21 protein-coding genes and 1 tRNA gene are annotated in these 21,278 nt (G+C 69.5%); 16 read left to right on the forward strand and 6 right to left on the reverse strand.

What is annotated here, in order from left to right; translation table 11 throughout:
• Positions 1 to 9 precede the first annotated feature (9 nt).
• On the reverse strand, positions 10 to 906 hold the full coding sequence (locus tag B3D50_RS04150) for a methyltransferase domain-containing protein (protein WP_286949571.1): 897 nt from the start codon (positions 904 to 906) through the stop codon (positions 10 to 12).
• Here B3D50_RS04150 and B3D50_RS04155 point away from each other — a divergent pair.
• From B3D50_RS04155 to B3D50_RS04175, 5 genes are all read left to right on the forward strand, one after another.
• Positions 905 to 1,723 carry a ComF family protein gene (locus B3D50_RS04155; protein WP_286949573.1) on the forward strand — a complete coding sequence of 273 codons (819 nt, stop codon included), beginning with the start codon at positions 905 to 907 and terminating at the stop codon, positions 1,721 to 1,723. The two genes, B3D50_RS04150 and B3D50_RS04155, sit on opposite strands and share 2 nt — an antisense overlap.
• A gap of 35 nt (positions 1,724 to 1,758) precedes the next feature.
• Positions 1,759 to 2,016, forward strand: a complete 258-nt coding sequence (grxC, locus tag B3D50_RS04160) for a glutaredoxin 3 (protein WP_286949575.1) — start codon at positions 1,759 to 1,761, stop codon at positions 2,014 to 2,016.
• Entirely contained in the window at positions 2,017 to 2,856 is an 840-nt protein-coding gene (locus B3D50_RS04165; RefSeq protein ID WP_286949577.1) for a carbon-nitrogen hydrolase family protein, read from the forward strand.
• Positions 2,853 to 3,296, forward strand: coding sequence for a DUF1178 family protein (locus tag B3D50_RS04170; protein ID WP_269300497.1), 444 nt, complete (start codon positions 2,853 to 2,855; stop codon positions 3,294 to 3,296). Before B3D50_RS04165 ends, B3D50_RS04170 begins: the two co-directional genes overlap by 4 nt.
• Before the next feature lie 120 nt (positions 3,297 to 3,416).
• Positions 3,417 to 3,950: a GNAT family N-acetyltransferase gene (locus B3D50_RS04175; RefSeq protein WP_286949579.1), complete on the forward strand. Its 534-nt coding sequence runs from the start codon at positions 3,417 to 3,419 to the stop codon at positions 3,948 to 3,950.
• Here B3D50_RS04175 and B3D50_RS04180 read toward each other — a convergent pair.
• Positions 3,937 to 4,482: an AAA family ATPase gene (locus B3D50_RS04180; protein ID WP_286949580.1), complete on the reverse strand. Its 546-nt coding sequence runs from the start codon at positions 4,480 to 4,482 to the stop codon at positions 3,937 to 3,939. The genes B3D50_RS04175 and B3D50_RS04180 overlap by 14 nt on opposite strands.
• Positions 4,479 to 5,309: a bifunctional 2-polyprenyl-6-hydroxyphenol methylase/3-demethylubiquinol 3-O-methyltransferase UbiG gene (gene ubiG, locus B3D50_RS04185; protein WP_286949581.1), complete on the reverse strand. Its 831-nt coding sequence runs from the start codon at positions 5,307 to 5,309 to the stop codon at positions 4,479 to 4,481. The genes B3D50_RS04180 and ubiG overlap by 4 nt, the downstream gene beginning before the upstream one ends.
• 44 nt (positions 5,310 to 5,353) lie before the next feature.
• Between ubiG and B3D50_RS04190 the strand changes: the two genes are divergently transcribed.
• The 5 genes from B3D50_RS04190 to B3D50_RS04210 all read left to right on the forward strand — a co-directional run bounded on the left by B3D50_RS04190 (position 5,354) and on the right by B3D50_RS04210 (position 12,037).
• A complete protein-coding gene (locus B3D50_RS04190) occupies positions 5,354 to 6,643 on the forward strand; it encodes an aspartate kinase (RefSeq protein WP_286949583.1) in 1,290 nt (429 codons plus the stop codon).
• A 62-nt stretch (positions 6,644 to 6,705) separates the two neighbouring features.
• Positions 6,706 to 8,985, forward strand: a complete 2,280-nt coding sequence (ptsP, locus tag B3D50_RS04195) for a phosphoenolpyruvate--protein phosphotransferase (RefSeq protein WP_286949585.1) — start codon at positions 6,706 to 6,708, stop codon at positions 8,983 to 8,985.
• A 98-nt stretch (positions 8,986 to 9,083) separates the two neighbouring features.
• The gene (locus tag B3D50_RS04200; RefSeq protein WP_286949587.1) at positions 9,084 to 10,208 is read left to right on the forward strand and encodes a helix-turn-helix domain-containing protein; all 1,125 of its coding nucleotides are present in this window, start codon (positions 9,084 to 9,086) and stop codon (positions 10,206 to 10,208) included.
• A gap of 78 nt (positions 10,209 to 10,286) precedes the next feature.
• Complete coding sequence (gene ispG / locus B3D50_RS04205; protein WP_003164167.1) at positions 10,287 to 11,438, forward strand: flavodoxin-dependent (E)-4-hydroxy-3-methylbut-2-enyl-diphosphate synthase; 1,152 nt, start codon at positions 10,287 to 10,289, stop codon at positions 11,436 to 11,438.
• A complete protein-coding gene (locus B3D50_RS04210; protein WP_286949588.1) occupies positions 11,435 to 12,037 on the forward strand; it encodes a glutathione S-transferase N-terminal domain-containing protein in 603 nt (200 codons plus the stop codon). Before ispG ends, B3D50_RS04210 begins: the two co-directional genes overlap by 4 nt.
• A gap of 6 nt (positions 12,038 to 12,043) precedes the next feature.
• Here B3D50_RS04210 and B3D50_RS04215 read toward each other — a convergent pair whose 3' ends face one another.
• Together B3D50_RS04215 and B3D50_RS04220 are read right to left on the reverse strand one after the other, a co-directional pair.
• Positions 12,044 to 12,823: a sulfite exporter TauE/SafE family protein gene (locus tag B3D50_RS04215; protein ID WP_286949589.1), complete on the reverse strand. Its 780-nt coding sequence runs from the start codon at positions 12,821 to 12,823 to the stop codon at positions 12,044 to 12,046.
• A gap of 79 nt (positions 12,824 to 12,902) precedes the next feature.
• Positions 12,903 to 13,535, reverse strand: a complete 633-nt coding sequence (locus B3D50_RS04220; protein WP_269300476.1) for a response regulator — start codon at positions 13,533 to 13,535, stop codon at positions 12,903 to 12,905.
• A gap of 187 nt (positions 13,536 to 13,722) precedes the next feature.
• Here B3D50_RS04220 and prfA point away from each other — a divergent pair, with 187 nt between their 5' ends.
• The 6 genes from prfA (at position 13,723) to B3D50_RS04250 (ending at position 17,970) form a co-directional block, all read left to right on the forward strand.
• Positions 13,723 to 14,790, forward strand: a complete 1,068-nt coding sequence (prfA, locus tag B3D50_RS04225; RefSeq protein WP_046654433.1) for a peptide chain release factor 1 — start codon at positions 13,723 to 13,725, stop codon at positions 14,788 to 14,790.
• 72 nt (positions 14,791 to 14,862) lie between these two features.
• The gene (locus B3D50_RS04230) at positions 14,863 to 16,077 is read left to right on the forward strand and encodes a DNA recombination protein RmuC (RefSeq protein ID WP_286949590.1); all 1,215 of its coding nucleotides are present in this window, start codon (positions 14,863 to 14,865) and stop codon (positions 16,075 to 16,077) included.
• A gap of 94 nt (positions 16,078 to 16,171) precedes the next feature.
• Complete coding sequence (locus tag B3D50_RS04235; RefSeq protein ID WP_235362878.1) at positions 16,172 to 16,600, forward strand: hypothetical protein; 429 nt, start codon at positions 16,172 to 16,174, stop codon at positions 16,598 to 16,600.
• Between the two features lie 10 nt (positions 16,601 to 16,610).
• Positions 16,611 to 16,808, forward strand: coding sequence for a helix-turn-helix transcriptional regulator (locus B3D50_RS04240; RefSeq protein ID WP_003164157.1), 198 nt, complete (start codon positions 16,611 to 16,613; stop codon positions 16,806 to 16,808).
• Positions 16,809 to 16,844: 36 nt separating this feature from the next.
• Positions 16,845 to 17,798 (forward strand): TraB/GumN family protein, encoded by a 954-nt coding sequence (locus tag B3D50_RS04245; RefSeq protein ID WP_286949591.1) that lies wholly within the window; start codon positions 16,845 to 16,847, stop codon positions 17,796 to 17,798.
• Between the two features lie 97 nt (positions 17,799 to 17,895).
• A tRNA-Gly gene (locus tag B3D50_RS04250) sits at positions 17,896 to 17,970 on the forward strand.
• Between the two features lie 143 nt (positions 17,971 to 18,113).
• Here B3D50_RS04250 and B3D50_RS04255 read toward each other — a convergent pair.
• The gene (locus tag B3D50_RS04255) at positions 18,114 to 20,897 is read right to left on the reverse strand and encodes a M14 family metallopeptidase (protein WP_286949592.1); all 2,784 of its coding nucleotides are present in this window, start codon (positions 20,895 to 20,897) and stop codon (positions 18,114 to 18,116) included.
• Between the last annotated feature and the right edge of the window lie 381 nt (positions 20,898 to 21,278).

Consider the following 21,278-nt stretch of genomic DNA (forward strand, 5'->3'; position numbering starts at 1 on the left):
GGGCGGGGCTCAGCCCTCCTCGCCGGTCTGCTCCCTGACGCCCAGCGCATCGGCCAGGCGCGTCTTGGCCGAGCCGCGTTTGGCGGGCTTCTGCTGGCTGTCGTGCGGCGCCCATCCGGCCAGATGCACCATCTCGAAGGTGGCGGGGATGCGCCCGTCCGCCTCGGCGTGGCGCTCGGCGTAGAGCTGGGCTGCGCGGGCCAGCACGGCGCGGCTGAGCGGCCGGATCGGCCCGGCCAGCACATTGGTCTCGCCCATCGCCCGCAGGTCGCGCATCAGGGCGAAGGGATCGCTATAGCGCACCGTCACCCGGTCCACGTCCGTCACCGGCAGTGCGAACCCGGCCCGTTGCAGCAGGGCCGCCCCGTCGAAGCCGTCGGCGAAGGGCGAGACCCGCGCCTGGGCGCCGCCGTTGACCTCCAGCTCCGCCTCGGTCAGCACGCCGCGCAGCTCCTTCAGCGTCGCGGCGCCGAACAGGCTGGCGACGAACAGGCCGTCGGGCTTCAGCGCGCGGCGAATCTGGCTCAGCGCGCCGGGCAGGTCGTTGGCCCAGTGCAGGCCCAGCAGGTTGACGATCAGATCAGCCGAGCCGTCTTCCAGCCCCAGAGGCCCTGCGCCCGGCGCGGCGCGCTCGGCCGTCGAGCCGACGGCGCGCACCTGCGCCACCCGCTCGCGCGCCGGACTGTCGGCCAGGGCGCGGGCGAAGACGCCGGGGTGCGGCGACAGGTCGACGGGCGTCTGAAACTCGCGCAGGATCACCTCCAGGCTGTTCACCGCATTGTCTGCGGCGCGCAGGTGCAGGAAGTCGGCGTCGGGGAAACGGCGGGCGGCGCGGTTCAGGCGCGCGGCGCGGCGCGCGGCGTCGAAGATGATCGGGGGACCGGAGGAGGGAGAGGGGGCGCTCATGTCGGTTCAGGATGGGGGCTGGCGGGGTCGATTGAAAGCCAGAACGGCTAATTGGACTGCGCCTTTAGCATCCGGCGCGCGCGATGCGGGTCGGGGTCTGCTGGATATTCTGCTGCCGCCTGTGGCTTACGACAGCCGCGAAGCGGCGGCGTCCGCGGGCCTGTCGTCGGACGCCTGGAGCCGGGTGGCCTTTCTGGAGGCGCCGGTCTGCGACGGCTGCGGTGCGGCGTTCGAATATGACGGCGGCGACTTCGCGGCGGATCGGTGCGCAGCCTGCGTCGCCAGCCCTTACGCCTTCGGCCGGGCGCGGGCGGCCTGCGTCTACGACGAGGCGTCGCGCGGGATCATCCTCAAGTTCAAGCACGGCGACCAGCAGCAGTTCGCCCCCCTGTTCGCGCGCTGGATCAGCCGGTCGGCCGCCCCCCTGATCGAGACGGCCGACGCCGCGGTCCCCGTGCCCCTGCACCGCGCCCGCCTGCTGTCGCGCCGGTTCAATCAGGCCGCCGAGATCGCCCGGCCGTTGGCCCGTGCGGCGCGGCTCGACTACCTGCCGGACGCCCTGATCCGCCCCCTGCCGACCGCCAGCCAGGGCGGCAAGTCCGGGCGCGGGCGGCGGCTGAACGTCAAGGCGGCCTTCGCCGTGACCGAGGCGGGACGGCGACGCATCAAGGGGCGGCGGTTGCTGCTGATCGACGACGTGTTGACCACGGGGGCCACGGCCGAGGCCTGCGCGCGGGCGCTGATCGAGGCCGGCGCGCGCGCTGTCGACCTGGCCGTCATCGCGAGGGTGAAAAACGCGCGCGAACCGCTTAAGTGAGGGAGAACCTTCCCATTCGCCTTCAGGAGTTCCCCTTGGCCGAAGTCGTCCTCTACACCAAACCCGGCTGCCCCTACTGCATCCGCGCCATGGCCCTGCTGGACCGCAAGGGCGCGGCCTATACGGAGATCGTCGCCTCCAACCATCCGGCCAAGAAGGCCGAGATGGTCGAACGCTCGGGCGGCGCCGCCACCTTCCCGCAGATCTTTATCGACGGAAAGCACGTCGGCGGTTCGGACGACATCCACGCCCTGGACCGCAAGGGCGAGCTGGACGCCCTGCTGGCGGCCTAGGTGACCGAAACGCTCGACATTGCGCTGATCCAGGCGCGGACGCCGGCGACGGCGGCCGCGGGGCTGGCGCATGTCGAGCCCCTGATCCGTCAGGCGGCGGCCGAGGGCGCGCAGCTGATCCTGACGCCCGAGGGAACCAACTTTCTCGAACAGCGCCGCGCCTTGCGCGACGCCGCCCTGTCGGATGAAGGCGCCGACCCGGCCGTCGCCGGGCTCAAGGCCCTGGCCGCCGAACTTGGCGTCTGGCTGTTGATCGGCTCGGCGATCGTCCGCTCGGGCGTGGCGGATGACCTGCGCGCCGCCAACCGGTCCCTGCTGATCGACCCCAGCGGGGCGGTCACGGCCCGCTATGACAAGCTGCACGTCTTTGACGTCGACCTGCCGAACGGCGAGACCTATCGCGAGAGCGCCTCGGTCAGGCCTGGCGAGGCGGCGGTGGTCGCCGCTGCCCCTTGGGGGCGTCTTGGTCTGACCATCTGCTACGACCTGCGTTTTCCGCAACTGCACCGCGCCCTGGCCAAGGCGGGCGCGACGCTGATCGCCGTCCCCGCCGCCTTCACCCGCCCGACCGGCGAGGCGCATTGGGAGACCCTGTTGCGCGCCCGCGCCATCGAGACGGGCGCCTTCGTCCTGGCCCCGGCCCAGGGCGGGACGCATGAGGACGGCCGCCGGACCTGGGGCCGCTCCCTGATCGTCGGCCCGTGGGGCGAGGTGATCGCCCGGCTCGATCACGACGAACCGGGCGTGCTGCACGCCCGGCTGGACCTTTCGGCCGTGGAGAAGGCGCGCGCCAGCGTCCCCGCCCTGCGCCACGACCGCGACTTCGACCTGCCCCTATGATCCGTTACGCCCTGTCCTGCGACCACGACCACGGCTTCGAGGCCTGGTTCGGCTCCTCGTCCGACTATGACGACCAGGCGGCGCGCGGCCTGGTGGAATGCCCCTTCTGCGGCTCGACCGCGGTGAGGAAGCAGGTGATGGCTCCGGCCGTCTCCGGCACGAAGAAGACCGCGCCCGAGGCCCTGAAACCTGAAGCTCTGCAGCATATGCAGTCGATGATGATGCAGGCCGCGCGCGAGGTGCGCGACCACGTCGAGCAGAATTTTGACTACGTCGGCGACGCCTTCGCCCGCGAGGCCCGCGACATCCACGAAGGCCGCAGCGAAAAGCGCGAGATCTACGGCGAGGCCACCCCCGCCGAGGTGAAGAAGCTGAAAGACGACGGCGTGCCCTGCGCCCCCCTGCCCAGCCTGCCGCCCGATCCCAAGAAGGCGAATTAACCGCACTCGGGGCGCCCTGCCTGAGCGCGACTTTTTGCACTGCATCATTTATGTGGGCGTGGGGGAACAGGCTGACCGCCCGGATCAAGGGCGGGTGTTGATTGAGAAGCGGAGCGCGTAATGGCGATTCAACAGGGCGGAGCTGAACGCCCGCTGTCCACTCTGACCTGGCGACCGATGACGCCGAACGACCTCGACGGCGTGGTCGCGGTGGCCCAGCTGTCCTTCCCCGATCATCCGGAAGAGCGCGCCTGTTTCGCCAACCGTCTGGAACTGCATCCCGAGGGCTGCTTCGTCCTGGCCGCCGAGGACGGTCCGGTCATGGGCTATCTGGTCGCCTATCCGTGGGTGCTGAACGCCGCCCCGGCGCTGAATGTGCTGATCGACGCCATCCCGGCCGAGGCCGAGGTCGTCTATCTGCACGACCTGGCCCTGCACCCCGACACGCGCGGCGGCGGCCACACCCGGCCGGTGGTCGAACGTCTGGCCGAGCAGTCCAAGGCGGCGGGCTGGCCGGCGGTCGCCCTGGTGGCGGTCAACGACGCCTCGACCTTTTGGGCGCGCAACGGCTTCGAGGTTCAGAACCCGCCGGGTATGGCCGAGAAGCTGGCCAGCTACGGCGACGACGCCCGCTATATGGTCAGGCCGCTGTAAGCGTCGTCAGCACGAAATCCAGGCGCTCGGCGACGGGCGTCCTAGGCAGTTCGATCAGTTCATAGCCGAAGCGCGGATAGGTCTCGGCCATGGCCTCGAAGGTGCGGCGGGCCTCGTCCAGATCCTGCTTGCGCTCGGCGTCCTGGCCGAAGATCTCGGGCCAGACCGGGGCGATGAAGACGCGCCGGTCATAGCGGATGTCCTGCGCCGCCCGCTCCACATGGGCCGGGACCGGCAGGCCGCACAGGGTCAGATAACCGACCACGTCCGGGACGCCGCGATCGAAGAAGACCGGCCCGTCGGCGCTCTCGGTGCGGGCGTGGGCCTCAAGCTCGCGGTCCAGCATCAGTTCGGCGAACAGGGCCCGGTCCTTCCACGGCAGGGCCTCGCCGTCGATCGCCTGCTGGCGGCGGATGATGGCGCGCCCGGCCTCGGGCGAGGTCGCATGGCCTGCCGTCGCCAGGGCCTCAAGCAAAGTGGTCTTGCCCGAGCCGGGACCGCCGGTCAGGACGATGCGGCGCGGGCCGCTCATGCGTCGCGGGTCGCCATCATCATGTAGTTGATGCCCACGTCGTCGCCCTCGCTCCAGCGGTCGTTCAGCGGATCATAGGCCAGGCCATAGGGGCCGGTGACGGTCAGCGGCTCGCCGTCCAGCATGGCGCGCAGCTCGTCGGGCTTGAGGAACTGGCGCCAGTCGTGGGTGCCCGCCGGCACCCAGCGCAGCACATATTCCGCCGCGACCTTGCCCAGCAGCAGGCCCTTCAGCGTGCGGTTCAGGGTGGCGACGATCATCAGGCCGCCCGGCTTGATCAGTTTCGAGCAGGCGCGGATGAAGGCCTCCGGATCGGCGACGTGCTCGATCACTTCCATCGTCAGCACCACGTCGAAAGGGCCGGCGCCCGCTTCGACCATCTGCTCCACCGTGGCGGCGCGATAGGCGATGTCCAGCCCGACCTGTTCGGCGTGGGCGCGGGCGGTGCCGATGTTCTCGGACGAGGCGTCGATGGCGGTGACGTCAAAGCCCATGCGCCGCATCGGCTCGGCGATCAGGCCGCCGCCGCAGCCGATGTCGATCAGGCTGAGGCCGCTGAAGGGCGCGCGCGCCTTCACGTCGCGATCAAAGTGTTCCGCCGCCCGATCGCGCACGAATTTCAGCCGCGCCGGATTGAAGCGGTGCAGGGGGGCGAAGGGGCCTTTGGGATCCCACCACTCGGCCGCCTGGGCCGAAAAGCGCGCCACGTCGGCCGGGTCGATGCTCGGCCCTTCGGCACGATCGGTAGCAAAGGGTGAAAAACCCTCTTCGCTTTGGGGTTTGCGCGGATCGAGGCTGTCGTTAGAAGCGGGCATGGGCAGAGGCATGGACCGCCTTCGCCCGCCATGCAAGCAGGGGATCAGACGCCAGGATGACGCGGGCCGACACGAACCGGTTGGTGATGAAGTTCGGCGGCACCTCCATGGCCGACCTGGAACGCATCCGTCGCGCGGCGCGCATCGTCGCCGCCGAAGCCGCCAGGGGCAAGAAGGTGGCCGTGGTCGTCTCGGCCATGGCGGGCAAGACCAATGAGCTGGTCGCTTGGACCGACGGTGTGGGCGCGGCGGCGCCGGGCCTGTACGGCGACGGCGTCCTGTCGGATGACGAATATGACGTGGTGGTCGCCTCGGGCGAGCAGGTGACGTCGGGTCTTCTGGCCCTGACCCTGCGCAACATGGGCCTGAAGGCGCGCAGCTGGATGGGTTGGCAGATTCCGATCCTGACCGACGACGCCCACGGCCGCGCCCGCATCGAAGAGGTGCCTGGCGACGCGCTGGGGGCTGCGCTGGACGCGGGCGAGATCGCCATCGTGCCGGGCTTCCAGGGCGTGACCCGCGAGGGGCGCATCACCACCCTGGGCCGGGGCGGCTCGGACACCTCGGCCGTGGCGGTGGCGGCGGCCCTGGGCGCGCCGTGCGACATCTACACCGACGTGGACGGCGTCTATACGACCGATCCGCGCATCCAGAGCCGCGCCCGGCGTCTGGAGAAGGTGTCCTACGAAGAAATGCTGGAGATGGCGTCGCTGGGCGCCAAGGTGCTTCAGACCCGCTCGGTCGAACTGGCCATGCACAAGCGCGTGCCGGTGCGCGTCCTGTCCAGCTTCATCGAGCCGGACGAAAACGGAAACCTGCCGCAACACGCCGGCACCCTGATTTGCGACGAGGATGAGATCGTGGAAAAGCGCATCGTTTCCGGCGTGACCATGAGCCGGGACGAAGCCCGGATCACGCTGCTTGGCCTGTCGGACCGGACGGACGCTCCGGCCGACGTCTTCACCCGCCTGGCCGAGGCCGAGGTCAACGTCGACATGATCGTGCAGAGCCAGGCCCGCACCGAAGGCGCGGTCAACCTGACCTTCACGACCGGCCGCCGCGACGCGCGCCGCGCCGCCGACCTGATGACCGCCGCCAAGGCCGAGATCGGCTTCGAGGAACTGCGGGTCGACGACGACGTGGCCAAGGTCTCGGTGATCGGCGTGGGTATGCGCAGTCACGCGGGCGTGGCCCAGACCATGTTCCGCGCCCTGGCTGACAAGGGCGTGAAGTTCCAGGCCATCTCGACCTCCGAGATCAAGATCAGCGTACTGATCGATTCGGATTACGCCGAGCTGGCGGTCCGGGCGCTGCACGCGGCCTACGGTCTGGACGCGGAAGACTAGGATATCGGAAGGGCCGCCCTATCTGGAAACTGAAACCAGAGGGCGGCAAGGCGGGAGCAGGCATGGTGAAGGGCGTGGCAGTGACGGCGAGGGGGCCCCGCCTTCTGCTGCGCCAGATCCGCGAGGCTCTGGCCGGGGCCGACGGCGCCGTTCCCGCCCAGGACCGGCTGAACATGGTGGTGCGGATCATCGCCCGCTCCATGGTGGCCGAGGTCTGCTCCATCTATTTGCGGCGCGCCTCGGGCGAGTTGGAGCTGTTCGCCACCGAGGGTCTGAACCCCGAGGCTGTCCACAACACCCGCCTGAGCCCCGGCGAGGGCCTGGTCGGCGAGGTGGCGCGCACGGCCGCGCCGATCAGCCTGTCGGACGCCCAGTCGCATCCCAGCTTCTCCTACCGGCCCGAAACCGGCGAAGACCCCTATCACGCCTTCCTCGGCGCGCCCCTGCTGCGCGGCGGCCGGGCCATCGGCGTCCTGGTCGTCCAGAACCGCGCCGCCCGTCGTTATGACGAGGAAGAGGTCGAGGACATCCAGACCATCGCCATGGTCCTGGCCGAGACGGTGGCTTCGGGCGAGCTGCTGGCGCTGGAGGAGCTGCGCGACGTCGAAGTCGCGCCCCATCGGCCCGAGCGGCTGAAGGGGCAGAAGTTCGCCGAGGGCCTGTCGTTCGGGCAGGCCGTGCTGCACGAGGCGCCGATCGCGCCGGAGCAGCTGCTGTCCGACGATCCGGCCGCCGAAGAGGTGCGGCTCAAGGAGGCGCTGGAGCGTCTGCGCACCAGCATCGACGCCCTGCTGGAAGGCAGCCAGGGCAAGCTGGGCGGCACTCCCTATGAGGTGCTGGAGACCTATCGGATGTTCGCCGACGACCGGGGCTGGAACCGGTCGCTGGAGGAGGCGGTGCGTTCCGGCCTGACGGCCGAGGCCGCCGTGGACCGCGTCCGCAACGAGCACCGCGCCCGCTTCGCCAACGCCCGCGATCCCTATATCCGCGAGCGGCTGCACGACTTCGAGGATCTGGCCAACCGCCTGCTGCGGCTGATGGCGGGCGATCATCCGGGCCAGCGCGACCTGCCCGACGACGCCATCCTGGTGGCCAAGAACCTGGGACCGGCGGACCTGCTGGAGTATCCGCGCCACAAGCTGCGGGGCCTGTTGCTGGAAGAAGGCTCGGCGGCCGCCCACGCGGCCATCGTCGCCCGCGCCCTGCAGATTCCCTGCGTCGGCCGCCTGCAGGGCCTGCGCGATCGCCTGACCGAGGGCGATCAGGTCATCGTCGACGGCGAGACGGGCGAGGCCTACTTGCGGCCCCGCCCCGACATGCTGGCGGCGGTCGAGAGCCGCATGGCGGTGCGCGAACAGCGCCGCGCCGAGTTCGACCAACTGCGCGACACCCCCGCGGTCACCAGGGACGGCAAGCGCATCATGCTGCTGACCAACGCCGGCCTGGCGGTGGATCTGGAGAATCTGGACGCCACGGGCGCCGAGGGCATCGGCCTGTTCCGCACCGAATTCCAGTTCATGGTCTCGGACGAGCTGCCGCGCCTGGACGCTCAGGCGGCGCTCTACAAACTGGTGCTGGATGCGGCGGGCGACCGGCCCGTCACCTTCCGCACGCTGGACATCGGCGGCGACAAGGTGCTGCCCTACCTCGACAATGAGCGCGAAGAGAACCCGGCGCTGGGCCGCCGCGCCATCCGTCTTGGGCTGGATCGTCCGGCCCTGCTGCGGATGCAGCTGCGCGCCCTGCTGAGCGCCGCCGCCGGGCGCGAGCTGCGCGTCATGTTCCCCATGATCGCCACGGTGGACGAGTTCCGGGCCGCCCGTGAACTGGTCGACGTCGAATGCGACTGGGCGCGGCGCCGGGGGCGGCCTCTGCCGTCCCTGCTGCGGGTTGGGGCCATGATCGAATGCCCCAGCCTGCTGTGGCACCTGGACGCCCTGCTGCCGCTGACCGACTTCGTTTCGATCGGCACCAACGACCTGCTGCAGTATATGTTCGCCGCCGACCGGACGAACCCGCGCGTGTCGGATCGCTACGATCCCCTGTCGCCGCCCTTCCTGCGCGCCCTGGCGGATATTCAGCAGAAGTGCGCCGACAGCGCCACGCCCGTCTCCGTCTGCGGCGAACTGGCGGGCCGCCCGCTGGAAGCCTTCGCCCTGATCACCCTGGGCTACAGCCGTTTGTCCGTTCCGGCGGGCGGGGTGGGACCGGTCAAACGCATGATCCTGTCGGCTGATCTGAACGCGGCGCGGCGGGGGATGAACGCCCTGCTCGGCTCCTCGGCCGGGTCGGTGCGCGGCGAGATCGAGTCCCTGGCGCGCAAGCTCAATGTCGAAGTCTGAGAAAGCGGGGCCGCTTTCCCGCGTTGCCCGCGCTCCCGGCCTCGTCTAAGCGGGGGTGACGGGCGCATCGGCGCCCAGCGTGACGGAACACCGACCCTATGGACCAGGATCGGCAAGCCGCGTTCGACTTCGACGCCGACGCGACGCTGGATCAGACCCCGGAGGCGACGCCCGAAGCGGCGCCTGAAGAACCCTCGGACGATTCCCTGGGCGCGTCCCTGCGCGCCGCGCGCCTGGCGTCGGGCCTGTCCATGGCCGAGCTGTCGACCAAGACGCGGGTGCATCCGCGTTTCCTGACCGCGCTGGAGCAGGGCGAGTACGCCGTCCTGCCGTCGCGCATCTTCTCCATGGGCTATGTGCGCGCCTACGCCGGCGCCCTAGGCCTGGACGAGTTGAACGCGGTCGAGCGGTTCAAGCAGGAATACCCCGATGCGGCCGTGCCGCTGCAGCCGCCGACGGGCGCCGCCCTGCAGCAGATGCGCCAGAACTCGCCCAAGATCCTGGGCGTGATCGGCGTCTTCCTGGCGGTGGTGATCGGCTGGAACGTCTTCCAGCGCATCAACCGGATCGAGGCGCCGCACCCCTCCGACCTGGTCGCCGTGCCCAAGGACTGGGCCGAGCAGGCCGATCATCAACGGGACCGCGCCCTCTATCTCGGCGCGCCCAAGGCGGCGCCGCCGGACCAGACGACGCCGGCCATGTACATCACCCCGGGGCTGGAGGCTCAGCTGACCGGGATCGACCCGGACGACCCCAACGCCGCGCCTCCGCCCGCGCCGCCGGTGCAGGCCGCCTTTAACCCGCGCGGGGCCATCTACGGCGCCTCGGCCACGGTCTCCCAGGTCACGCTTCAGGCGCGCAAGCCCGCCATCCTGGTCATCCGCCAGGGCGACGGCCGCATCCTGTTCGCGCGTCAGCTGGCCGCGGGCGAGGCCTGGCGCGCGCCGCCCGGCGTGGCGGCCACCATCGACACGCCCGATCCGGCGGCCTTCGACGTCTATCTGAACGGCGAACACGGCGGCGTGCTGCCCGCGCCGCAGTCGCCGCTCGGGTCGCTGAACAACCGCGCCCAGGCGGCGGCGCGCGAGTCCGAGGCCCGCGCCGCCGCCGCCGTCGAGGCCCGGGCCCGCGCGGCTCAGGCGGCTGCTGCTGCTGCGGCCGCCGCGACGCCTTCGCCGACGCCGACCCAGGCCGCCGCCGCGGCTCCCGCGCCCGCCGCCTGATCCTTTCCTCGACGAAGGCGCGATCTTTCGCCGCCTGTCGTGGTTTTGCCGCTCTTCCTGTCCTATGTTCCCGGCGTCATGAGCGACCATTCCGAACTCGGCCATATCCGCCCCTGGCGCCACATCGAGCGCCGCAAGAGCCGCCAGATCATGGTCGGCTCCGTCCCTGTCGGCGGCGACGCCCCGATCAGCGTCCAGTCGATGACCAATACGCCGACGACCGACGCGGCGGCGACGCTGGAGCAGATCCGTCAGCTGGAAGAGGCCGGGGCCGACATCGTGCGCGTCTCCTGCCCGGACGAGGAATCGACGGCGGCCTTCAGGACCATCGCGCGCGAGGCCCGCGTGCCGCTCGTGGCCGACATCCACTTCCACTACAAGCGCGGCATCGAGGCGGCCCAGGCGGGCGCCGCCTGCCTGCGCATCAACCCCGGCAACATCGGCTCGATCGAGCGGGTCAAGGAAGTCGTTCAGGCCGCCCGCGACCACGGCTGCTCCATGCGCATCGGCGTCAACGCCGGCTCGCTGGAGAAGGAGCTGCTGGAGAAATACGGCGAGCCCTGTCCGGATGCGATGGTCGAAAGCGCCCTGAACCACGCCCGGATTCTTCAGGATCTGGACTTTCACGAGTTCAAGATCTCGGTGAAGGCGTCGGACCCCTTCCTGACGGTCGCCGCCTATCAGCAACTGGCTGACGCCATCGACTGCCCCCTGCACCTCGGCGTGACCGAGGCGGGCCCCTTGCGCACCGGCACCATCAAATCGGCCATCGGCATGGGCAATATGCTGTGGTCGGGCATCGGCGACACCATTCGCGTGTCCCTGGCCGCTGATCCGGTCGAAGAGATCAAGGTCGGCTTCGACATTCTGAAGTCGCTGGGCCTGCGTCACCGGGGGGTGAACATCATCGCCTGCCCGTCCTGCGCGCGTCAGGGCTTCAACGTCATCGAGACGGTGGGGATTCTGGAAGAGCGACTGGCGCATGTCTCGACGGCCATGTCGCTGTCGATCATCGGCTGCGTGGTCAACGGGCCGGGCGAGGCCCTCTATACCGACATCGGCTTCACCGGCGGCGGCAAGGGGGCGGGCATGGTCTATCTGAACGGCAAGATCGCTCACAAGCAGGCCAATGAGGGCATGATCGACGAGATCGTCGCCCAGGTCGAAGCCAAGGCCGCCGAACTGGACGCCGCACGCGCCGCCGCCATCGCTCTCAACGCCGCCGAATGACCATGAAGCTCTACATCACCACCCCGTCGCCCTTCGCCCGCAAGGTTCGCATCGTCGCTCGCGAAAAGGGGCTGGCCGACCGGATCGAGGAGATCGTCGTCGATCCCTACGCCGACGCGCCGGAACTGCTGTCGACCAACCCCGTGGTTCAGGTTCCGACGCTGATCGCCGCGGACGGCCTGCCGCTGACCGACAGCCCGGTCATCGCCGAGTATCTGGACGCCCTGGGTTTGGGACCGCGTCTGCTGCCGTCCCAGGGGGCGGAGCGCCTGCGGGTAAAGCGGCTTGAGATCCTGGCCAACGCCGCGTTGGAGATGGGCGTCAAGCTGGTGCTGGAGAAGCGGCGACCCGAGCATGAACGCTCGCCGTCGTGGATCGCGCGCTGGACCGTAAACATGGGCCGCGCCCTGGATGCGCTGGAGACCGCCGCCCCGGACGCCGAGGCGCTGGACATGGGCGTGCTGACGGCCGGGATCGCCGTCACCTGGATCGGCTTCCGTCACCCGGACTACGACTGGAAGACGGGCCGCCCGAACCTGGTCGCTCTGCAGGCGGCGCTGGAGCAGCGTCCCAGCTTCATCGACACCTTCCCGCGCTAGACGGGATCAGCCGATCAGTTTCAGCAGTTGCGCGCCCTGGAAGGCGGCGAGGATCAGCAGCAGGAAGCCGACCGCAAAGGTTAGGGCCTTGCGCGGGACTTTCTTGACGATCAGTCCGGCGAAGGGGGCGGCGATCAGGCCGCCGACCACCAGGCCGCCGACGGCCGCCGCGTGGTTCTGGAGCGCGCCCGCCTCTTCCCAGTGGCCGCTGACCAGGGCCCAGACGAAGGTGGCCGAGACGGCCACGGTCAGGAAGAACTCGGCCGTGTTCACCGTGCCGATGGCCTTGCGCGGCTCATGCCCGGCGCCGACCATGGTCGAGGAGACGGTCGGCCCCCAGCCGCCCCCGCCCACGGCGTCCAGAAAGCCGCCGACCAGCCCCAGCGGCGCCGTGACCCAGGCGGGCAGGTGGCGCGGGCGGATGTCATGCCCGGCGCGCCACAGGATCCACACCCCGACCAGGGCCAGGTAGCCGATCACGAACGGCTTGATGGTCGAGGCCTCCAGCCCCGTCAGCACATAGGCGCCCAGCACCCCGCCGATCACGCCGGCGACGGCCAGGGGCAGCAACAGCCGCCACTCGACGTTCTTGTGCCAGACATGGCTTCCGGCCGAGGCGGCGGTGGTGAAGACCTCGGCGGCGTGGACGCTGGCCGAGGCCGTGGCCGGGGGCACGCCCAGCGCCAGCAAGACGGAGGAGGAGATGACGCCGTAGGCCATGCCCAGGGCGCCGTCGACCGCCTGAGCCAGCACGCCGACCAGAAGGAACAGGAAGAAGGTGTCCATTCAGCGCCTCGGGCCGGTGGGGTTGAGGGCCATCAGGCGCAGGTCGCGCGCCGCCTGGCAATGGCCGTCATGAGCCGGCTCAGGCGGACTCCAGCCGGGACAGGGCGTCCAGCACGTCGCGACCGCGATAGGGCTTGATGACCATGGCGGCGGCCAGTTCGGCGTTCTGCGCCGCCGCCGTCACGTCGCCGGACAGGAAGATCACCGGCACCCCCCAGCGCGATTTCAGGCTGCGGGCCAGGTCCACGCCCGTGTTCTCGCCCGACAGGTTGATGTCGAGCAGGGCCACGTCGATGGGGTGAAGCGCGGTCGCCGCCGCTGCGGCTTCGGCGCTGTGGAAGGGACCGACGACGCGGTGCCCGGCGGCGTCCAGCGCCTCGGTCAGGTCCAGGGCGGCGTCGGCGTCATCCTCGACCAGCAGGACGGTCAGGGGGGCGGCTTCGGCCGCCGGGGTCGTGGTCGGTTCGGTCGAGGTCCGCTCCGGCGCCGGGGCCTGGCGCACCAGGACGGCGCGGACATAGGGCCACAGTTCGGCGGCGGGGCGCTCGGCGTCCAGGTCGAAGATCTTGGCCAGGGCTCTCAGCTCGCGCTCGGCCTCGGGCGACACGGCTCCGCCCGCCTGCAACAGGCCGTCGTAGAGGGCGCACAGTCGCGCCGCATCGGTATTCGCCGCGCCCGGCGGGGCGGCGTTCTGAGGCGTGATGACGGTCATGCCCCTGTCTCCTTCTGTTTCAGCCTCACAGGAGCTAGGGGTTTTGCAGTTGCGAAAAAACCGGCCTGACGGGCTTGTGACGGCTGTTCACGATTGCTCCATGAACGCGTGTAGAGGCGTTTTTATCGACACGGCGGCGCGTCGCGGGTAAGGCTCCGCGCTCGATTTTCTCAGCAAGGACACGCCGTTGCGACTGCCTCAGGCCCGGCTCGATCAGGTGCTCGACCGCTTCCATCAGGTGGAGGCGCGCATGGGCGCAGCCACGGACGGCGCCGAGATCGTGCGCCTGTCGAAAGAGCACGCCGAGCTCAAGCCCGTGGCCGACGCGGTTCAGGCCCTGGCCCGCGCCCGCGCCGAGGCGGACGATCTGAAAGCCATGGCCGCCGACCCGGAAATGGCCGCCCTGGCCGCCGATGAACTGGACGCCCTGACCGAGCGCCTGCCGACGCTTGAGCGTGAAGTCGCGCTTCTGCTGGCCCCGCGCGACGCCGATGAAAACGCCTCGGCCGTGCTGGAAGTGCGCGCGGGCACCGGCGGCGACGAGGCGGCGCTGTTCGCGGGCGACCTGTTCCGCATGTACTCGCGCTACGCTCAGTCGCGCGGCTGGCGGGTCGAGATCGACAGCGCCGCCGAGGGCGACGCCGGCGGCTTCAAGGAGATCATCGCCACCGTCAGCGGCGAGGGCGTCTTCGGCCGCCTGAAGTTCGAGAGCGGCGTCCACCGCGTCCAGCGCGTGCCGACGACCGAGGCGGGCGGCCGCATCCATACCTCGGCGGCGACCGTCGCCGTCCTGCCCGAGGTCGAAGACGTCGAGATCGAGATCCTCGACAAGGACATCCGCATCGACACCTACCGCTCGTCCGGCGCGGGCGGTCAGCACGTCAACAAGACCGACTCGGCGGTGCGCATCACCCACCTGCCCACCGGCATCGTCGCCACCTCTTCGGAAAAGTCGCAGCACGTGAACCGCGACAAGGCGATGAAGAACCTGCGTGTGCGCCTCTACGACATGCAGCGCCAGGCCAAGGACGCCGCCCGTTCCGACGCACGCAAGTCCCAGGTCGGCTCGGGCGACCGCTCCGAGCGCATCCGCACCTACAACTTCCCGCAGGGACGGGTGACGGATCACCGCATCGGCCTGACGCTGCACAGCCTGCCGCAAATCCTCGAGGGCGACCTCGACCCCATGCTCAACGCCCTGATCGCCGAAGACCAGGCCGCCCGCCTGGCCGATCTGGAAGCCGAACTGGGCTGAGGGCGCCGAGGCGCGTCCGCGTCTGACGCGGCCCCGCTTTAACCTGGCTCCGACTCCCGCTAGGAACGGAGCATGAACATGCTGGACATCATCCTGTTGGCCTTTGCGGCGGTCGCCGCGGGGGGCTTCCTGTGGGCCTATATGGGCTGGCAGAAGACACGCGGCGCGCTGGACGCCGCCGATGCGCGGCTGGCGCTGATGGAGGAGAGCCGGGACTCCATGGCCGAGTTCCTCAAGGCGCAGGCCGCCCAATCGGCCGAGGCCGTGGCGTCCAAGCTGGTCGCCCGCGCCACGGAGACCTTCCAGGCCCAGGACCGCGTCGCGCGCGAGCGGATGGAGGCCCAGCTCAAGCCCGTCTCCGAAACCCTGGCCAAGTTTCAGGAACACGTGACGGCCTTGGAGAAGGCGCGCGCCGACGAGACGGGCGGGCTGAAGGAGCAGCTCGGCCTGCTGATGGCGGCCTCCACCGCCACCCGCGACGAGGCGCGGCGCCTGACCGAGGCGCTGAAGGGCAACACCGGCCGTCGCGGCCGCTGGGGCGAGCAGACCTGCCGCAATGTGCTGGAGGCCGCAGGCATGGCCGGCCGCTTCGATTTCGAGGAGCAGAACTCGTCGGCGACGGACGAGGGCCGCCAGCAGCGCCCGGACTTCATCGTGAAGTTGCCCGGCGGCGGCATGTTCGTCATCGACGCCAAGGTGTCCCTGGCCTTCGCCGACGAGGCGGACGGCGATGAAGAGGCCCAGGCCCGCGCCATGTCCCTGCGCACTGCGGCCAGCATGAAGACCCACGTGCGCCAGTTGTCGTCCAAGGCCTATCAGGATCAGTTCAAGCCCAGCCCCGACTTCGTCGCCATGTTCGTGCCGGGCGACGCCTTTCTGGCCGCCGCCCTGGACCATGAGCCGGACCTGATGACCACGGCCATGGCCTCGCGCGTGGTCATCGTCACGCCCACCACCCTGTTCGCCCTGTGCAAGGCGGTCGCCTACGGCTGGCGCGCCGAGGAGCAGGCCCGCAACGCCGAGGACGTCGCCAAGCTGGGCAAGGAGCTCTACAAGCGGCTGTCGGTCATGGGCGGCCACGCCGCCTCGGTCGGCAAGGCGCTGGACGCGGCGGTTTCCCGCTACAACCAGTTCGTCGGCTCGCTGGAAAGCCAGGTCATGGTCTCGGCCCGCCGCTTCGAGGATCTGAAGGTCGATCACGAGGGCAAGGAGTTGCCCGAACTGAACGCCGTCGAACAATCGCCCCGCGCCGTCAGCCGCCCGGAGTTGCTGAACGCGCCGGAGTGACGACTGAGTGTGACAAACATGCTTGACGCCCTGCGGCCGGGCTGTAAAACTTGCTTGTCAAGTCAGTTTTACGCGCGGCGAGCCTATGAAATCGATGAAACCCCTCGGCCTGAAAGGCGTCGCGACCATGTTCGGCCTGGTCATGCTGATCGGCTTCGTCGGGGGCTTGGGCAGCGGTTTCCTGGCCGACCAACCCGGTACGGCGGCGTTTTGGACGACCGTCGCCTTCACGACGGTGATGATGGCTGCCGTCTTGGGCGTATCCTTCTGGTGGTGGAGCCGTCTCGACGAGGCCGCGCGCGAGGCGCACAAATGGGCCTGGTACTGGGGCGGCAGCACGGGAATGTTGGTCGGTCTCGTCCTCATGCTGATGCTGACCACGCGTCCGGGCGACATCGCCATTCCCGCCAGCCTGGGCGAGACGCCGGCTGATCTGGTCGCCGCCGGCATGATCATGATCTTGGGCTTCCAACTCATCGGCTACGGCCTGGCCTGGGTCTGGTGGTGGCTGGGCCGTCGTTGAGGAGGACGCCGTGAAGAACCGCCTCAAGGTGCTGCGCGCCGAGCGCGACTGGAGCCAGGCGCACCTGGCCGACGAACTGGGCGTGTCGCGTCAGACGGTGAACGCGCTCGAGACCGGCCGCTACGACCCCTCCCTGCCGCTGGCGTTCAAGATCGCCCGGCTGTTCCAGATGCCGATCGAATCCATCTTCATCGACGAAGAAGGCTGACGGCTGTTTCTCTTTTGCGACCCTAGGAGCCTGACCATGATCCGCCGACTCTGGAGCCGCGCCGCCGCTTCCGTCTCCGCCGCCGCCCTGACCGCCGTCCTGCTGGCGCCGACGACGCCCGCCTTCGCCCAGGCCGCGCCCGCCGCCGCCGATCCGGCCGCCGTGACCGTCGCCCCGGCCGGGTCCGGTCCGCGACTGTGGGTGGTCAAGGATGCGGACTCCACCCTCTATCTGTTCGGCACCGTCCATGTGCTGAAGCCCGAGACGCCTTGGGGCAGCGCCAAGCTGGATCGCGCCTTCGCCGCCGCCGACGAATACTGGTTCGAGATCGCCGATCTGAACGACGTCGCGGGCGCCGTGCCGATCATCCAGTCCAAGGGCGTCTCGCCCGATCGTCCCCTGTCGAGCCTGCTGACCGCCGAGGAACAGGCCGACCTCGACGCCGCCGCCCGCTCCATCGGCGCGACGGCCGCCCAGTTGGACCCGCTGCGCCCGTGGTTCGCGGCCCTGCAGCTGGCCATGGCCAGCATCACCAAGGCCGGCTATCTGCCGCAGAACGGCGGGGACCAGGTGCTGCACGCCCGCGCCGCCGCCACGGGCAAGCCGATCAAGGGCTTAGAGACCATGCCCCAGCAGGTCGGCTTCATCGCCGACATGTCGGAAGAGGCGCAGCTGGCCATGCTGCGCTCGGGCCTGAAGGAGTTCGATCAGGCGCCGGAGTTCCTGGGCCGCATGGTCGGCGCCTGGTCGACCGGCGACGTGGACGGTCTGGACGTCTTGATCGGCCAGGAGATGAAGGCGGAATCGCCGGAGATGTACGAGGTCATGCTGACGCGCCGCAACGCCGACTGGACCAATCAGATCGTGACCCTGCTGGAAGGCTCGGGCACGGCCTTCATCTCGGTCGGGGCCGGCCACCTGGCGGGGGCCGACAGCGTTCAGGCCATGCTGGCCAAGCGCGGCGTCACGGTCGAGGAAGTCCGCGACTGATCCGTCGCGACCTCTGTCAAAAAAACCAAAGGCCCGGTTCGCCGGGCCTTTTCTTTTGCCCCGCGCCCTATATCTTCACGCTCCGCCTCGGCGCGGCGCGGGTATAGTTCAGAGGTAGAACGTCAGCTTCCCAAGCTGAATGTCGCGAGTTCGATTCTCGCTACCCGCTCCAATATTTTCCTGACCAGGGAGATTGCGGCAGCCGTTCAAGCGACGGTTTGCGACGTGCGCCCAAGACGTGGACCCGAGCAGTCAAGAAAACGGCCGCCCGGTTGATCGCCGGGCGGCCTTCCTATCCGTGGCGACGCTTGAGACTTAGCGCGCCGTTGTCGCGGGGCCGTAGAACAGGGCGTTGAACAGCAGGCGGCTGGAGGCGCGGGCCTGGGCGCGGTTCACCACGTCGGGGCCCAGGACGATGACCCGGCCCTGGCCGTGCTCCAGATCCAGTACGGCGTCGGCGCCCGCCAGCCTGTCCGAGCCGATGGCCCAGCCGCTGGAGACTGAGACCTGTTGCGGATAGCGCACCAGGGACGCGCCGTCGCCCGCATGGCGGAAGCCCGCATTGCGGTTGAAGAAGACGTCCATCTGACGCGGCGCGCCGAAGGTCAGGGGGCGGCTGTTGTCGACCTCAGTCTTCATCACCGCGCCGGGGATGAAGAAGTCGGTCGAGGCCAGAGGCTTGCCGTCGGCGCCCGTCAGCACGTCCTGCACCGGCGCGCCCATGGCGGCGGCCAGGCGGTGGGCCGAGCCGATGGTGACGACGCTGCCGCCGGCCCGGGCGAAGGCGTCCAGCTGGGGCACGGTCTTCTCGGCGGTGATGTGGCCCAGCCAGCTGCGGTATTCGGCGGGGATGCTGTCCGGCGCCGGTTGCGGGCGCTGGGCGGCGGCGGACAGGTCGGCCGGGATCATGTCCGAGGCGAACAGCAGGACGTCGAAATCCTTGTTCAGGTCGCCCGCGTCGAGGCGCTGCGGATAGACGACCTCGAACGGATATTCGAACTGCTCCAGCATCCACTTCGTCCAGCCCGAGGCCATCGAGCCGCCGTAACGGTCGACCAGGCCGATGCGGACCGGCTTCAGCGTGATCCGCTCGCCGCCGGGAGCGCGGGCGACGGCGTGGGCGTTCAGGCCCAGGTCGCGCACGGCGGCCTCGACGATCGGGCGGGCCCTGTCGTCGGCGGGAATCCACAGGGCGCCGGGCGCCAGGGTCGCCCGGCCCGCACGGGTTTCGCCTTCCTGCCAGTAGACCGGTACGCCCGCCGCCAGCAGGCGGTTGGTCAGCAGATAACCGTTGAGCGGCGCATGGTCGATCAGCCAGCCGGCGCGGCCATTGCCTTCGATCCTGCCGGGCGGCGGGGCCATGACGTCGGCGACGCGCTCGGTCGGCGCCTCGAAGCCGTCGAGGATGCGGTCGAACGTCACGCCCATCTGCATGGCCAGGGTGTAGCCGGTGGCGTCATAGGGCAGGGCGGGCGGGCCGCCCGGATACTGCAGGTCATGCGGGTGGTCCTGCGGCTCGAACATGTCCAGCACATGCGGGCGATAGGCCTGGGCCGTCTTCACCACATAGGAGCCGGCCGGATAGGTCTTGCCGCCCACGGTGAAGGCGCGGACAGCGCGTTCGACGTCGACGCCGGTCTTGATCAGGCTGTTCAGGAAGGCGACGGCGGTCGGCAGGTCGGCCTGATCCGCGGGGATGACATAGCCGCGCGGGTCACGCCGGGCCGGGTCGCGCATGATGCGCTCATACAGGGCCGGATCGACCCCGCGACGGGCGTCGGCCTGCGTTCCGGCCGCGGCGTTCAGCGCATCCACCGCCGAGGGGGTGAGGCGCCAGGTGTCGGTATTGCCCTTGTCGATGGCGTTCTGGCCCATGCGCCAGATGTTGAACAGCACCCGGTCCTTGTTGCGCGAGGCGTAGTTCAGCACGGCGCGGTTGATCGACTGCGAATAGTCGATCGACTGGGCGAAACGCCAGGTCTGCGGCGCGACCGGCATGGGCAGGTCGTTGCGCGGCAACTGGTTGTCCGGGATCAGGCGGATCTGGCTGGGCGTCGGGTGGCCCGTGATCTCGGTCAGCAGGCCGACGGCGTTGTGGAAATAGGTGACGGAGCGCTCCATCCCGTTGTTCCACGTCGAATAGTTGGCCCCGCTGCGCATGGTCGAGCCGGGCTTGCCCTCTTCGATCAAACGGCTGTGCATGGCGGCGCCGACCTCGGACAGGGTGCTCATGACCAGCGGGTCGTAGTTGTAGTTGAAGGGGTCGCGGAACGGCGGCATGAAGACCACGGTCCCCGCCGGCGCCGTCTGGTGGTGGTTGTAGATGATTTGCGGGAACCACTCGCGGAAGAACTGCCGGTTGACGTTGGTCGTCTCGGCCATGGCCGACAGGTAGTAGTCGCGGTTGTTATCGTGGCCGACGTACTTCTGGTACAGCACCGGGATGCTGTCGTACTCGCGCTTCAGCGGGTCTTCGTTGCGCATGTACCAGGTGGAGACCAGCTCCCACCCGTCCGGGTTCAGCGGCGCGAACAGGATGACCACATCGTCCAGGATGCGCTTGGCCTCGGCGTCCTCGGCCGTCAGCCATTCATAGAGGGCGGCGATCAGGGCCTGGGGCGGCACCGTCTCGGTGGAGTGCAGGCCGCCGTCGATCCAGACCACGGCCTTGCCCTCGGCGGCCAGGGCGCGGGCCTCCTCCTCGCTGACGCCTTCGGCCTTGGCCAGGCGGCGCGCGATCTCCTGATAGCGGTCGATATTGGCCAGGTTCTGCGGCGAGGAGACGACCGAGAGGTATTGCGTCCGCCCTTCCGACGAGCGGCCGATCTCCAGCAGCTTCATCCGGTCCGACTGTCCGGCCAGGGTGTGCAGATAGCGCTCGAACTGGGTGTAGGTGATCAGGCGATAGTCCGCCCCGACCTCATGGCCGAACGCTTCCATCGGCGTGGTCAGGGCGCGGGCGGGCGCAGCGGCCGCCGCGGCCGGGGCGGGAGAGCGGGAGGCCGCCGCCTCCAGCGCCAGGGCGCTGGTCGATGAGAGGGCCAGGACAGCCAGTCCGGCGGCCAACCGGCGTGCGGAACCAAGGATGGGGCGGGACATGCGGACTCCTGATGCGTTCACTCGATCAGCCTTCTGCGAGGCTTGGACGCAGCTTGGCGTCTTCCAGGCGCGGACGCAATTTGCGCCGCATCAGTCTCCGGCGCCTCAGGCGCGTAATTTTCCTGCGCCATATCAGACAATTCGGGTGAGATCGCTCCTTTCGGAAATTTCCTTCAAACGGAGAGGAATTTCCGGGCCTTCGGCCGCAAAACATTCGTTTTCGCGCCGAAATTCGGCGGCCAATCCATGTCTCGCGCGCCTAGACCTCCAGGAGTTCGTTGGAGGTCAGAGGATTTTCGTTTATTCGCTGCCTCTTCCTTTTGGGCGGGTGGGGATCCTCCATCGGTTTGTAACTGCGGTCCAGCGACGCTGGGCCTGCAA

This window comes from Brevundimonas sp. UBA7507 (genome assembly GCF_002478355.1).
Taxonomy (GTDB): Bacteria; Pseudomonadota; Alphaproteobacteria; order Caulobacterales; family Caulobacteraceae; genus Brevundimonas; species Brevundimonas diminuta_D.

Bases quoted from the DNA above. Each gene is read 5' to 3' on its own strand.
- B3D50_RS04155 (WP_286949573.1), top strand. From the start codon at position 905: ATGTCGGTTCAGGATGGGGGCTGGCGGGGTCGATTGAAAGCCAGAACG.
- B3D50_RS04150 (WP_286949571.1), bottom strand. From the start codon at position 906: ATGAGCGCCCCCTCTCCCTCCTCCGGTCCCCCGATCATCTTCGACGCC.
- B3D50_RS04170 (WP_269300497.1), top strand. From the start codon at position 2,853: ATGATCCGTTACGCCCTGTCCTGCGACCACGACCACGGCTTCGAGGCC.
- B3D50_RS04175 (WP_286949579.1), top strand. From the start codon at position 3,417: ATGGCGATTCAACAGGGCGGAGCTGAACGCCCGCTGTCCACTCTGACC.
- B3D50_RS04180 (WP_286949580.1), bottom strand. From the start codon at position 4,482: ATGAGCGGCCCGCGCCGCATCGTCCTGACCGGCGGTCCCGGCTCGGGC.
- ubiG (WP_286949581.1), bottom strand. From the start codon at position 5,309: ATGCCTCTGCCCATGCCCGCTTCTAACGACAGCCTCGATCCGCGCAAA.
- B3D50_RS04190 (WP_286949583.1), top strand. From the start codon at position 5,354: ATGACGCGGGCCGACACGAACCGGTTGGTGATGAAGTTCGGCGGCACC.
- ptsP (WP_286949585.1), top strand. From the start codon at position 6,706: ATGGTGAAGGGCGTGGCAGTGACGGCGAGGGGGCCCCGCCTTCTGCTG.
- B3D50_RS04200 (WP_286949587.1), top strand. From the start codon at position 9,084: ATGGACCAGGATCGGCAAGCCGCGTTCGACTTCGACGCCGACGCGACG.
- ispG (WP_003164167.1), top strand. From the start codon at position 10,287: ATGAGCGACCATTCCGAACTCGGCCATATCCGCCCCTGGCGCCACATC.
- B3D50_RS04210 (WP_286949588.1), top strand. From the start codon at position 11,435: ATGACCATGAAGCTCTACATCACCACCCCGTCGCCCTTCGCCCGCAAG.
- B3D50_RS04215 (WP_286949589.1), bottom strand. From the start codon at position 12,823: ATGGACACCTTCTTCCTGTTCCTTCTGGTCGGCGTGCTGGCTCAGGCG.
- B3D50_RS04220 (WP_269300476.1), bottom strand. From the start codon at position 13,535: ATGACCGTCATCACGCCTCAGAACGCCGCCCCGCCGGGCGCGGCGAAT.
- B3D50_RS04230 (WP_286949590.1), top strand. From the start codon at position 14,863: ATGAACATGCTGGACATCATCCTGTTGGCCTTTGCGGCGGTCGCCGCG.
- B3D50_RS04235 (WP_235362878.1), top strand. From the start codon at position 16,172: ATGAAACCCCTCGGCCTGAAAGGCGTCGCGACCATGTTCGGCCTGGTC.
- B3D50_RS04245 (WP_286949591.1), top strand. From the start codon at position 16,845: ATGATCCGCCGACTCTGGAGCCGCGCCGCCGCTTCCGTCTCCGCCGCC.
- B3D50_RS04255 (WP_286949592.1), bottom strand. From the start codon at position 20,897: ATGTCCCGCCCCATCCTTGGTTCCGCACGCCGGTTGGCCGCCGGACTG.